Origin of the sequence: Deferrisoma camini S3R1, from assembly GCF_000526155.1 — a bacterium.
Lineage (GTDB): Bacteria > Desulfobacterota > Deferrisomatia > Deferrisomatales > Deferrisomataceae > Deferrisoma > Deferrisoma camini.
In genome coordinates this window covers 483,142-495,676 of the sequence record NZ_JAFN01000001.1, presented here as the reverse complement: position 1 = coordinate 495,676, position 12,535 = coordinate 483,142, and the positions used below count along the sequence as shown (strand labels likewise).

Genomic DNA, 12,535 nt, shown 5'->3' with positions numbered 1-12,535 from the left:
GCCCGCGAACCGCTCGCGGAGCCGCTGCACCGCCCCATTTCCCTGTCCCTGCGCCCCCGGGCACCCTCACCCCTGTGCCATGGGGAGCGGCGTTGTGGAGGGGGGCACCGGATGCTAAGGTGGGGCGAGTCGTCGGGGCGAGGAGGCAGGGCATGGCGGCGCGCACACGAGATTGGATGGCCCAGGCATGGAGGGATCTGGATCAGGCCCGGCACAGCCGGTCCGGCGGATTCCACGAGTGGGCCTGCTTCGCGGCCCAACAGGCCGCGGAGAAGGCGTTGAAGGCGGTGTATCAGGCCCTCGGCGGCGACGCCTGGGGGCACTCGGTCCTGGGGCTCCTGGAAGGGCTCTCCCAGAGGACGCCGGTGGAACCGGAGCTCTGGACCGACGCGAGGGACCTCGACCGGTACTACATTCCGGCCCGCTACCCCAACGGCTGGGCCGAGGGAGCGCCCAAGGACATGTTCACCCGAGAAGACGCGGACCATGCGATCGGTTGTGCGGAAAGAGTCCTACGGTTCTGTGACGGTCTTCTGGCTCGATCGTGAGGAGGCCGTCCGCCGGTTGAGGGAGGCTGCCGGACACCTGGGGAGAACGCGGCCCGAGGTGCGGTTCGTGGGGCTTTTCGGGTCGCTGGCGCGGGGAACGGCGGTGCCGGGCTCGGATGCGGACGTGATCGTGATCGTGGACCGCTCGGAGGTTCGGTTCCTGGACCGGCCCCTGGAGTACCTCCCGTTCTTCGCGGAAGTGGGACTCGGCGTGGACCTGTTCTGCTACACCGAGGAAGAGCTCCCCCGCGTGCCCCTCGCCCAAAACGCCGTGGAGCACGCGGTCGCGTTATGGGGGGAGCCGCTCGCGATCCAGGAAGGACGGGAGGAGGGGTAAAGGGGGTCCTTCCTCGGGATCGCTCGTGTCCTACAGCCGGCGAACGTCACAAAGCGCGGCCATTTTCCGGTCCAGGGTCAGGGTGACGAGCCCGGCGCGACGGTAGTCGTCGGCAATGAGGCGGTCGACCAGCCCACATCCGGAAGGACCCTCCAGGGCGGCGATCACCCCGTTCCCGTTAAGGGGGGCGACCAGTCCGCTCTGGAGCACGCTCGCAAGGCCGGCACGAGCCTCGGCCTTGGTTACCCCGTAGTGGTGCTGCACCGCGATGTACGCCTCTCCGACGACCATGTTCGAAGCGAACACTTCGGCCCCCTCCCCCTCGACGAGCGAAGTCAGCGCTTCCACACAGGCCCGAAAGACCTCTTCCGGATCCCCCGTGAGGAGCCGCACCAGGATCGAGGTGTCAATCCCGAAGCGAGGGGTCATAGGGTTCGTTCCGGAACGCCTCGAGGTCAAAGGTTCCCTTGCCTCGCCGCAGCTTGTCCCGCAAGGGAGCCAGCCGGGAAGGATCAATGCGCCTCGGCCGAAGGATGTACCCCTCGGGGCTCTCCTGCAGCTCGAGTCGGTCTCCCGGTTTCACGCCCAGCGCTTCTAGCACCCGAGCCGGGAAGGTCACTTGCCGTTTCGATGTAATCTTGAGCAACATCGTCAACGATCTCCTTACCGCAAAGACTATTCGAGTAAGGCAAAGCGGTCAAATCCTTTTTTTCTACACCCTGATCCCCCCTCATACATCTCGGGTTCACGGAACGATTACGCCGGCCGTCCGGCAGGCCTGGCCAACTGTTGATTACAAGTAGCAAAAGGGCGAAGGTGAGGGCTCTCTCGGGTCGAGGAGTCGTGAGACAAGCGGCGAATGCACCCGGCCGAGGTCCTCCGTTACTCCCGCCAGATCATCCTGCCTCAGGTGGGCGGCAAGGGCCAGGAACGGCTGAAGGCCGCGCGGGTGATGGTGGTGAGGACCGGGGGACTGGGCTCGCCCGCGCTGCTCTATTTGGCGGCCGCAGGGGTTGGGACCCTGGGGCTCACCCCCCCAGTGCCTGGAGAAAACACCCCCCTCCTCCGCCCGCGTCCGCGCCTCCAGAGCCGGTGTCGCCGCCAGAGTCCACGTCGCCACCGCCTCCACCGGTATCCCCGCCTCCTCCGGTTTCACCCTCGGAGTCTCCGCCGGTATCCCCTTCGTCTCCGCCCGCGCCTCCACCTTCGGATCCGGTGTCGCCGCCGGTGTCGGTGGCTTCGGCGGCGAGGCTCACCGCGGCCGGAGGGAGGTCCGGGTCCTCGAAGGCGATCGTGAGGGTCGCGGTTGCGGCCCCGGCCTGGGAGGGCGCAAACCGCACGGCCACGGTGCACGCGGGGCGGCCCGGGTGGAGCCAGGGGGTGGTCGAACCGCAGTAGCGGTCGGTGAGGCCGGTGACCAGGGTGAACGCGTCCGAGCCGGTGAGGGTCATCGACGCCACCCGGCGGGCCGTGGGTCCGAGGTTCGTCAGGGTGACCTCGGCTTCGGCCGAGTCCCCCACCTCCACCGGGCCGAGGTCGGCGCTGGCGGGCGCCACGCTCACCTCGTGGCTCGTGGACCGGGCGTAGCGCAGGGTGCCGATGTCCCGGTCCTGGAACACGAGGTGCACGGTGCCGTCGTCGGCCACGGCCAGCCGGGCGAACGCGCCGACGTCCGCCCCCTCGGCCACGGTCTCGGCGTGCCAGGCGCCGCTCGTGTTGTTGGCGTACCGCACGAACGAGCGGGTGAGGTCGGCGCCCCACCCCATGTACACCGCGTGGAGGTTCCCCTCGGCGTCTGCGGCCAGATCGGCATAAAGCCCCACGTACCCTTCGTCGTCCACGGTCTGGACCGACCAGGCGCCGCCGGTTCGGGAGGCCACCTTCAACGCGCCCGACACGCCGTCGAAGAACGCCACGTGCGGGGTGCCGTCGGGCGCGAGCGCAAGCGAGGCGTACTCCACCCGGGGCCCCTCGTCCACGGTCTCCTCGGCCCACGAGCCGCCCGCGTTCGTGTCGTAGAAGAGCCGAAACGAGATGGTGTCGGCGCTGTGGCCCAGGTCGCGGGACGCGTGGACCAGGTGGAGGTTCCCGTCCGCGTCCACCGCGGCCGAGGGCCACCATCCGCTGTAGTCCGGGGACCACGTGAACGTCTCCGAGGACCAGGACGGGGAACCCCCCGCGTTCGCGGGAACCGTCGCGGTGCCGTGCCCTGGGGCGCTCGCGTCCTCGTCCGAGAAGAACACATGGACGGTGCCGTCCGCCGCGGCCACGGCATCGGCGAACCGCCCGGTCCGAGCCCCGCCGACCTCCTGGCTCTGCCACCCGGCCGAGCCGCTTTTCCAGGCGATCCGAAGCTTCTCGTCTTTGCCCTGGTACGCCGCGAATAGACTCCCGTCGTCGAGCACCGCAAGGCCGGTCTGCTCGGCCCCGGGGTGGGCGTCGGCCACGTCCTCGGCCGACCACCCCCCGGCCGTTCGCACGGCGTGCCGGAGTTTCCGGCGCACCTCGTCCACGTACACGGCGCGGGGGATGCCGTCGGCATCCAGGGCGAGCGCCGCAGCCCGGCCCGGCAGGGCCGGCTGGTCCACGGGCCAGGGCCCGCGCCAGGCCGCAGAAGGCGCCGGCAGGGCATCGAACGTGTACCCGCGGCTCGTGAGCTCCCCCTCCGGGCCCGCGTACGCGAGCACCCGCTCCTCCCCGTGCGGGCCCGCGCGGTGCACGAGGGAGATGCCGCGCCCCAGGTCGGGCTTCTCCGTCTCCTCGGCGCGGGTCTCGATGGACCACGATCCCGGCCCGCCGATCGCGTGGCGAAGCTCCACGTGGTAGGCGGCGCGCTCCGTGCCCTCGTCATCCGTCCAGGTCTCGGTCCACCAGGCCCGGTAGGCGATTTCCACGGTGCCGTCGGACGCCACGCTCAGGGCCGGGTAGGCCGGGCCGCCCCGTTCGGCCGTGGCCGCGGTGTCCACCGCTTCGACGGTCCACCCGCCGGGGGTGTCCGAGGCCAGGCGCACCTCGGTGCGGATGGTTCCGCCGCCCGGATCCGCCCAGGCCGTGTACGCCACGCAGATCGTTCCGCCGTACACCCCGGCCACGGCCTCCCGGCCGGCGTCGCCGTCGTCGTCCACGGTCTCCACGGTCCACGTCCCGTCGGCGGCCCGCCAGGCGGCGACCAGCGCGCCGTTTTCGGCGTCGTAATAGAAGACCACGGGCTCACCGCTTTCCCCGAGCACCAGGGCGGTCCACCGGCCCCGGCGGTCCGCCGGGTCGGGGGTTTCGAACGACCACACCCCGCCGCTTCGCACGGCGTATCGGACCCGGGCCTGGGTGGCGTCGTAGTAGGCCGCGTGCACCCGGCCGTCGGTCCCCACCGCCACGCTCGGGTACCGGCCCACGTCGCCGGTGCGGTCCACCACTTCCACGGCCCAGTCGCCCCCGGCGTTCGTGGCGTACCGGAGGTCGCCGTTCGCCCGGTCGTAGTACACGATGTGCACGGCGCCCTGGCCGTCGGCCGCGGCCGCGGCGAACGAGCCCGTGCCCGGGTCGGGGTCCACCACGGTGGCGTCGCTCCACCCGCCCCCCTCGAACCGCCGGGTCACCAGGTGCGACCGCCCGTACGCCAGGTACACCTCGCTTCCCGCGGCCACCAGCGCCTTGGGCGAGAGGTCCCGGAACCCGGCCTCCTCCACGTCCTCGATCTGCCACACCGTGGCCCCGGCCGGGCCGGCCCCGATCGCCGCCCAGACAACGGCCCATCCGAACCACCGAAGCGCCCGCATGATCCCGCTCCCCTAGAAGAATATTGCGTCGGCTGCCGGCCCGATCTCGTCTGGCATCTCCAGCAGGTCGTCGAGCCGGAGGGCCAGCTCCACGGCCCGGGTGAACAGGCCCACCGCGTCGAGGGCCAGGGTGAAGTTCGGCAGGTCGTCCGCAAGGGAGCAGGTGGGGTAGCCCCGGGCGCACAAGCCGAGGACCACGGGGTACATGGCCACCTCGGTGATCTGCTTCACGGTCGAAAGGGCGTCGGCCATGTCGTCCAGGGGCTCCAGGGCGGCGAGGACGTCCCAGGCCTCGGTACCGATCTCGTGAAACCCCTTCCAGCCCTCCGCCGGCGGTTCATCGTCGAGCCAGTAGGCGTCGCGCAGGTACCCGATGGCATCGTCGATCGCCACCTCCCGGTCGTACTCGCTGAAGTCCGGCCCGGCCGGGGTGGGTTGGAACGCGAGCGCCGCGTCGAGAAGCCCACCGATCTGCCCCGCCACGGGGCGGTTGAACTGCGGGTCCAGGATGGCGTAGCGCGCGAACAGCGTGGCGAGCACCCCGATCGCGGCGTCGTTGTCGAAGTCCCCCTCTTCCAGGGCGACGCGCAGCATGAGGTCCAGCAAGGGAACCAGGGCGTCGCGCACCGGCCCGGGTGAGAGGGCGTCGGTGAGGCCGGACACGGCGTCGCGCACCCGGGCCAAGGCGGCCTCGGGGGTCGCGTAGCGGTTGAGGAGGTCCTGGGCGGCCGACCGGACCGCCTCGGCGAGGCCGTCGGTGCCGTCTTGGGCCAGGGCCTCCACCAGGGAGGACAGGAGGTGGTACGCGTCGGCCGCCTCCTGGGGCATCCGGACCAACACCTCGTCCTGGACCGCGCCCAGGAGGTCCGGCGCCTCGGCCAGCGCCGCGTCCAGCACCCCGTCCAGGGAGAGCTCGGCCAGGGTGTCCCAGAGGCTGTCCGTGGAGTCCCAGTCGTCCAGGACCACGCCGAGGAGGAACTGCTCCACGTACGGGCCCGCAGGGCCCAGGGGGATCTGGTCCAGGATCTTCCCGATCACCTCGGGCACCAGCTCATCCTCTACGTACTCCAGGAGTGCCCGGGCCAGGGCCCGCAGGCTCTCCGCCTCCCCGATCGCCTCGATGGCCTCGACATCGAGCCCCAGGGTCGCGGCCAGCCGGGCCGAGGCCTCGGCGTCGGTGAGCGAGGCCGTGGTGTCCACCTCGTCGGCGAGGTCCCGAAGCTTCTGGATGATCGCCCGGAGCCGACGGATCACGTCGATGAGGCCGGCCTCCACCTTCCGGGTCTGGGTCTCGGCGTAGCCCGCCGCGTAAAGGTAGCCCCCGAGGGCGTGGGTGAACCGGACGAGCCGGTCCTTGTCGTCCAGCGTCATGGGGCCGGCCTCGAGCCCCTCGACCCAGGCCGTGATCCGGTCGGCCGCCCCGGCGAACGGCCGGCTCCCGAGCCCCCAGCCCCTCAGGTCCCTGAGAAGCCCGCGGATCCGCCAGAGGTCCGCGCGCCGGTTGGCCACCTCCACCTGCCAGGGGACCTCCAACGTGTCCCCGGCCGGGACCTCCACGTCGAACCGGGCGGACTGGAAGCCGAGGTCCGAGTAGTAGGAGTTGGTCCAGCCGGCGGTCGCGAACTCGTACCCGATCTCCAGGACCACCGGGCCGGGCATCAGCAGGTCGGCCACCGCCACGCCGTCTTCCCCCGCGTCCCCGGGGCAGACCTCCTTGAGCTTCACGGCCCGGTCCCCCATGGCCCGGTACACGCTCGCGCACTCGTCCAGCGACGCGGGCAGGGGGGCGCCGGCCTCGTCGGTGAGCACGAGGCGCAGGGCCCCCTCTTCACCCGGATACCCGTACTCAAAGGTGAGCGCGATCTCGGCCGAGGAGTCGTCCGGGTCGGCGGTGCGGATCTCCACCACGCGGCGCTCATCCGGGTCTTCGATCGGCCCGAACGGGCTCAGCCAGGCGAAGTAGTACCGGGAGTCGGCCACGGGTCCGGAATCCGGAAGGGGGATCTCGTCCTGATCGAAGGGCCAGCCGAGGCGGACGCCCAGGCCCCCGAACCCGCAGTCCCAGCCGTCCTCCCCGGCGGAGCACCCGGCCCGGGGGTTCCGGTCGGGGTCGGCGTAGTTCTCCGTGTACCCCAGCCCGTCGGGATCGGCCGGCTGGGCGTAGTACAGCGTGAGGCCCGCCTCCTCCAGGGCCAGCCGCGCCGCCTCCCGGTTCGTCGCCGTCCCGTGGGAATCGAGAGCCCAGATGTTGCCGTACACCGACTGGGGGATGTCGTTCGTGACCACCACGACCATGCGGGTCACGCCGGGGTCGTCGCGCCACAGCAGGTCGGTGGCCGCCCAGAGGACGCCGTCGTACGTGGCGGCGGGAGAAAAGTCCGTGCCTTCCAGATTCAGCGTGTTCACGGCCTCATGCAGTTCCTGGATCTCCATGGGGCCGTGGAAGGGAAACACCGAGCCGCAATGGATCGTGATGCACGCCTCCTGCTCCAACAGCGCCAGGCGAAAGTCGAGCCGGGACGCGGCCAGCCGGTCCACGAGTTCGTGCAGTTCGCCTTTGACCGCGGATGCCTGCTCCCCGAGGGAATGGTCCAGGATGACCGCAAGGTCCACCTTCTCGCCCGTGACGGTGCGTTCCCAGAACCCCGGCCCGTTGAACTGGGACCCGGGGTCGTCGAAGGCGATCTCCTCCGGGCCCTCGGTGGTGCCATCGGAAAGGTGTCGGGTCTCGGTGACCCGGAAGTCCGAGATCGTCCGCCCCGTCACGAAGCCGCCCGAGCCGTCCACCAGCCGGATCGCGGCCCACTGCTCGCCGTCGCGACCCCAGACCTGGTGATCCAGGAGTTCGACCCTGGGATCCGCAGAGGTCTGGACCGCGGGGCGGGCGAGCGCCCGGCCCGCGGTTTCCGGGGGCCGCGAGCCGCAGGCCCAGGGGCCCAGGGCGAAGGCCGCCACGAGGACCAAGGGGATAAGCCGGCTGGACAGGGAAGCGGCACACATGGGAGGGCCTCCGGGTCCGGGGAAGGGCACGGGAGGGGTGCCGGAGAGCTGCCTTGTCCGCCCAACGAAACAGGCTACCGCCGGTTTGTCAAGGGAATGGGAACGGACGGAATCTCCTCAGAGGGGCCCTGCGCCCGGGGCGGTTAGTCCAGGTGCGTGGTGTACGAAAACACGGGCCCTCGCGGGGGAAAAGGGCGGGGCTTCAGGACGCGGGTCGGTCACGAAGGTTTCGCCAGATCCCCCGTCCCAGGCGGCAGCAGCGCCCGTTCCACGGCCGACAGCACCGACGTGTGAGACATCCCTCCAAAGCATCGGCACACACCACAGAAGATCCGCGCCGCCCCATCCCACCACTGCCGCCGAGCGCTCCAGGCCAGGAACGTCTCCCGTCCTTTTCATCCTGGAAGATGTCGTACCCGTCGGTCCTCCGAGCCACCACGTGCTGAAGCACGTCGGGCACGCCCAACCTCGCGCTCCTTGGCACGGCACCGACCTTTCGTCTTCGGTCTGACTTGTGGTTTTTGACCAACAAACCCGATCCCCGATCAGCGTCTCGAAACCCGACCCATGCCGGGTGGAGGCGGTCCGCCTACCCACCAACGGTTAGCCACTGGTCGACCGAGCACCCGCGCCGTACCAGGGAACGCGTTTCAATCTTTGGCGGTGGGGGCCGATAAGAAGGATGACCCGAAACAAGGCGGGTATTGACGGGCTCGGATGGCGCTCCAAGGGCTCAGGCGGCCGGGTGCGCAAGGGCACCGCTTTCCCCTCCCCTTCTCCCACCCCCTTCCTTCCACCCGAACGGCCCGGAACGAGGATCGGACCAGGTCGTGAGACGAAAGGAGAAGACATGTTCGGAAAGATGCGCTGGCTGTTCCTCGTCCTGGCCTGCGTCGGGCTGGTGGTCGGTTGCGGTTCGGACTCGGACTCTGACCCCGAGGGGGACGCATCCCCTCCCCCCATACTGGAGAGCCCGGCCCCCGCGCTGGGCGCTTCGCCGGAGGGGCCATCGGAGACCTCGGTCCCCTACTCCAGCATCCTCTCAGCCGTGACCACGATCGGTGGCCTGGGATACGCGGTGTACCAGAACGACGGCGAGGTCGACAGCGGGCTCATCATGCGGGTGATCAACCCGCAGGGGTATCTGATCCAGGGCCAGGAGGAGCAGACCGAGATGCTCCGGGCGATGCGGGGCACCCTGGACGACATCGTCGGAAACCTCGACGAGATCCGCACCGAACTCGACACGATCGTAGGCCAGATGAAGAAGAACCACGACGAGCTCCTGAATCTGATCGCCTCCCCCTACGACGCGCGCAGCACCATCCGTACTGCCGAGCAGGAGTTCATCGCCCGAACCGCCGGCTTCGGCCCGGACGAAGCCGATGGCCAGGCGATGAAGGACCTCTACGATCTCATCATGGACACCTACGGGACGTGGGAGAAGGTGAACAACATCCAGGACAAGATAACCCTTCCCGGCGCGCCCATCTTGTCCACTCATACGAACTACCTGATAGACAACATCGGGGACCTCCTCGAACTCAACAACCAAGACCTGATCAACGCCTACAACTCCCTGGAGCACTACACCTACTACTGGGTCAACACAATGACCAGAGGAACAAACCTGGTAATAGAAGCACATATGGCAGGCGTCAAGGACTACGACGAGACCGGCATCGCAAGAACAAAATACGAGTGGCTCAAGGAGTACATAGAAGAAGACCTAAACAATTACGAGGCCGAATACAGCTTCATCAACAACGTGTGGAAACTGGTCATTACCTATACGGACCCGTACTACGCCCACCCAGACCACGATCGATCGTTTCTGCCGGAGGGGACCGAAGACGTATTGAAGCGCGCGGAGTTCTTCCGGAGGGCCCTGACCGACCAGATGGAGATAGGACTGATCTTCTACGACATCCGGACCGCCCAAAGCGCGCCGGGCCCGCTCTATGCCAGGTCGCTGGAGGACGGGAGCGTGTACGAATGCAGCGTGCAGAGATTCGAGCGAAAAGGGGAGCCCTACGATCTCTGGGACGGCAATGTGCTGAGCTACAGCGACGTCTACCGGATCACCCTGTACGAGTGCGACGTCCCGGAAGGCGAGTACCAACTGGAAGACGAAGCAGGGGAAACGGTACGGGACTACGTCTCCGTGGAACGCTACGACGACAGGTTGCAAAGCGATCCCGAAGGGGCCTTCCGTTACGGTTTCGGCATCGTGTCCTCACGCCACAGCGCCCAACTGGAGAAACTGCCCTGGCGGACGAGCTCCCGTTATCGGGGTATCAAGGCTCGCTACACGACCCTAAGGACCACCCGCGCGGGCACCACTGAAGTGACTCATACAACGTACCCAGACGCCAGCTACTCCTTCGTCACGTCCAAACGCCTGGACTACCCTCTAGAGATCTCCATGAGGTTCGATCCGGCCGGGACGGACGCATTCGGAAATCCCTACGCTTCGTATCGTCAAAACAACTATAATGATAAACCGAACCATTTCTTCAACGACAAGCTGAGCATCTACAAAGAATTCGTCTACGAAGGCGAGTCGGATCACACCTTTGTCCTGGATACTCGATTCGACCGTGATTATCACGTCGATACAGACATCGCCATAAGGTCGGATACGACGGCGAAAACCGTCTCGAGGATGTATCTGTACGACATGACCGAAGGGAAGACGGTCGAGGAGATCTCCCCGGGCTTTGACGTTCTGAAAGAGGTTCACGGAGATGACCTGAGGCGAAGCTACGACGATCCGATCCGGCACAGGATCCGCCTGAAAAAGGGACACCGCTACCGCATCTATATCCACATGGCAGCCCTCGGGGAGGTCGAACGCTGGAGTGAGTGTGAGGGCGGGGGAGGATCCGCCAAATGCGAGGGCGGGTTCCAATTCTTCGGTACGATACGGATGTCTCAGCGACAGCTCAGGAAGATGCGGTTGTTCTACTGAACGGCCCCCAGGTCCGCATCCCCCCTGTGTCGGGGTGGTTGTCGTGTGAAGTGGGGTTTGGGTCCGCTTCCCCGGTGAGCGTAGCGAGCCGGGGAAGCGGCGGGAACTCATGGCAGGGGAGTTCGAGGCGACCGGCGACTCACGACCTACGACCGGCGACCTGCGACGAGATGTTGTGCTCCCGAGCGTACCGCCTGGCGAACCCGACAAGCACTCCTTTCGGCCTTCGATCGGTTAGATCCGCGTAGATCCGAACGTAGATCCGTCGTAGATCCGGGACGCTGGTCGATAACGAAGGTTTCCTCACACGGCCTTGGCCTTCTCAACGTAGATCCGGGACGCTGGTCGATAACGAAGGTTTCCTCACACGGCCTTGGCCTTCTCCGCTCGGCGACTCCGCGCCCGCTCGACGGCCGCCCGGACCGACGTGTGCGACATCTTGCACAGCCGACCCAACGCCGCATAGCTCTCCCCCGCCTCCTCGTGCGCCCGCAGCAGAAACTCCTCCCGGGCCCGCACCACCCCCTGGCGGCGCGTTCGCCCCAGCACCAACTCCTCCCCCACACCATGCTCCCGGCACACCTCCCCCAGGATCTCCCGCACCTCCCTTGCCGGACGCCGCGGCACCTCCTCCTCTACCTGGCCTAGCACCTCCCGCACGAACTCCCCGCCCCCCAAAACCCGCTCGTCCCCGAGCTCCCACTCCTCCCGCTTTCGCCGCAGTAGGTTCGCCCACCCCCCGGCGCTCCGGACCAGCCCCCCACCCCGAAGCTCCCCCCGCACCCCCTGCCCGAACCCCGCCGCCACGAACTCCCGGTACCGCACCCGGGCCTCCCGCACCCGTCGGCCGAACATCCCAAGAACCTCGTCCACGTTCTGGCACGGGTACTTCCGGCGACCCAGGATCACCGCATGGCCGGTATACGGGTACCGGTTCAGCACCTCCATCGTTTCCACCAGTCCGGCACGCACCGGGTTCAGGTGTATGTAGCGCACCAGCTCCAGAAAGTACGGGTCCTCCTCCACAACAATGCTCTTGTAGCGATTCTGAAACAGATGGCCCCGCCGCTGGTGCCGCCGGTTGTGCCACACGGCATAGCCGGTCATCAGCCGGCGCATGATCGGTGCAAGCAGCACCTCATGCGGACGGATCAGCAGGTGGAAGTGGTTCGACATCAGGCACCACGCCAAAAGATCTGCCCGGGCCCACTCCACCACTGCCGCCAGGCGCTCCAGGAACGTCTCCCGGTCCTTTTCATCCTGGAAGATGTCGTACCCGTCGATCCCCCGAGCCATCACGTGCTGAAGCACCCCGGGCACATCCAACCTTGCGCTCCTCGGCATGGCACCGTCCTTTCACCATCGGCCTGACCTTGCCATCAAGCTTCATTTTCGACCAGCGTCCCGAACCTCCCGTTGCGCTCCTCGGCATGGCACCGTCCTTTCACCATCGGCCTGACCTTGCCATCAAGCTTCATTTTCGACCAGCGTCCCGAACCTCCCGAACCTCCCGAACCTCCCGTCCGAACCTCCGAACCTCCGACGAACCTCCGACGAACCTCCGACGAACCTCCGAACGAACCTCCGCCTAACACGACAACCTCTGGAAGATTATCGCCCAGTCTTCATCACTAATCTTGGACGGCTGAAAAACAAAATCAGGTTGCACAAAGAGAACATGATTTCACGTTTTTCCAGAAGTTCGAAGACCGGGCAGTTCTGATACCTCCGAAGTGCTCATTTGCTTTGCTGGAGACCCGAGAGGATAAATAGAGAACGGAAACCACCACTCCTCTGGCCAAATATCGCGAACAGACGTATCCAACTCAGGAGGAGAAGAAACTATAAATGGAACCATAAACGACTTCGTCTCTTTACAGTAAATGATGCCGAGCGATCCAAC

At 67.3% G+C, this 12,535-nt stretch carries 8 protein-coding genes and 1 pseudogene; 4 read left to right on the top strand and 5 right to left on the bottom strand.

Annotation, left to right across the window (positions count from 1 at the left end; genetic code table 11):
- Window positions 1-176 precede the first annotated feature (176 nt).
- The gene (locus DEFCA_RS0102115; RefSeq protein WP_245693413.1) at window positions 177-548 is read left to right on the top strand and encodes a HEPN domain-containing protein; all 372 of its coding nucleotides are present in this window, start codon (window positions 177-179) and stop codon (window positions 546-548) included.
- A gap of 16 nt (window positions 549-564) precedes the next feature.
- Window positions 565-885, top strand: coding sequence for a nucleotidyltransferase domain-containing protein (locus DEFCA_RS0102110; protein WP_245693412.1), 321 nt, complete (start codon window positions 565-567; stop codon window positions 883-885).
- Between the two features lie 30 nt (window positions 886-915).
- Here DEFCA_RS0102110 and DEFCA_RS0102105 read toward each other — a convergent pair whose 3' ends face one another.
- Complete coding sequence (locus tag DEFCA_RS0102105; protein WP_025321396.1) at window positions 916-1,314, bottom strand: PIN domain-containing protein; 399 nt, start codon at window positions 1,312-1,314, stop codon at window positions 916-918.
- A complete protein-coding gene (locus tag DEFCA_RS24620) occupies window positions 1,292-1,534 on the bottom strand; it encodes an AbrB/MazE/SpoVT family DNA-binding domain-containing protein (RefSeq protein ID WP_084318652.1) in 243 nt (80 codons plus the stop codon). The genes DEFCA_RS0102105 and DEFCA_RS24620 overlap by 23 nt, the downstream gene beginning before the upstream one ends.
- A 210-nt stretch (window positions 1,535-1,744) precedes the next feature.
- On the opposite strand from DEFCA_RS24620, the pseudogene DEFCA_RS24495 reads away from it, so the two are divergent.
- Window positions 1,745-1,915: pseudogene (locus tag DEFCA_RS24495) on the top strand (HesA/MoeB/ThiF family protein); the annotation flags it as partial.
- On the opposite strand, the gene DEFCA_RS24490 reads toward DEFCA_RS24495, so the two are convergent.
- Window positions 1,914-2,651 (bottom strand): choice-of-anchor D domain-containing protein, encoded by a 738-nt coding sequence (locus DEFCA_RS24490; RefSeq protein ID WP_245693520.1) that lies wholly within the window; start codon window positions 2,649-2,651, stop codon window positions 1,914-1,916. The pseudogene DEFCA_RS24495 and the gene DEFCA_RS24490 overlap by 2 nt on opposite strands.
- A 2,022-nt stretch (window positions 2,652-4,673) precedes the next feature.
- Complete coding sequence (locus tag DEFCA_RS0102095) at window positions 4,674-7,661, bottom strand: hypothetical protein (protein WP_025321394.1); 2,988 nt, start codon at window positions 7,659-7,661, stop codon at window positions 4,674-4,676.
- A gap of 850 nt (window positions 7,662-8,511) precedes the next feature.
- On the opposite strand from DEFCA_RS0102095, the gene DEFCA_RS0102090 reads away from it, so the two are divergent.
- Window positions 8,512-10,632 carry a hypothetical protein gene (locus tag DEFCA_RS0102090; RefSeq protein WP_025321393.1) on the top strand — a complete coding sequence of 707 codons (2,121 nt, stop codon included), beginning with the start codon at window positions 8,512-8,514 and terminating at the stop codon, window positions 10,630-10,632.
- Window positions 10,633-10,995: 363 nt separating this feature from the next.
- On the opposite strand, the gene DEFCA_RS0102085 is transcribed toward DEFCA_RS0102090, so the two are convergent.
- Entirely contained in the window at window positions 10,996-11,976 is a 981-nt protein-coding gene (locus DEFCA_RS0102085; protein ID WP_025321392.1) for a transposase, read from the bottom strand.
- Window positions 11,977-12,535 lie beyond the last annotated feature (559 nt).

Coding starts and splice junctions, on each gene's coding strand:
- DEFCA_RS0102115 (WP_245693413.1), top strand. CDS start 177: ATGGCCCAGGCATGGAGGGATCTGGATCAGGCCCGGCACAGCCGGTCC.
- DEFCA_RS0102105 (WP_025321396.1), bottom strand. CDS start 1,314: ATGACCCCTCGCTTCGGGATTGACACCTCGATCCTGGTGCGGCTCCTC.
- DEFCA_RS24620 (WP_084318652.1), bottom strand. CDS start 1,534: ATGTTGCTCAAGATTACATCGAAACGGCAAGTGACCTTCCCGGCTCGG.
- DEFCA_RS24490 (WP_245693520.1), bottom strand. CDS start 2,651: ATGGGGTGGGGCGCCGACCTCACCCGCTCGTTCGTGCGGTACGCCAAC.
- DEFCA_RS0102095 (WP_025321394.1), bottom strand. CDS start 7,661: ATGTGTGCCGCTTCCCTGTCCAGCCGGCTTATCCCCTTGGTCCTCGTG.
- DEFCA_RS0102090 (WP_025321393.1), top strand. CDS start 8,512: ATGTTCGGAAAGATGCGCTGGCTGTTCCTCGTCCTGGCCTGCGTCGGG.
- DEFCA_RS0102085 (WP_025321392.1), bottom strand. CDS start 11,976: ATGCCGAGGAGCGCAAGGTTGGATGTGCCCGGGGTGCTTCAGCACGTG.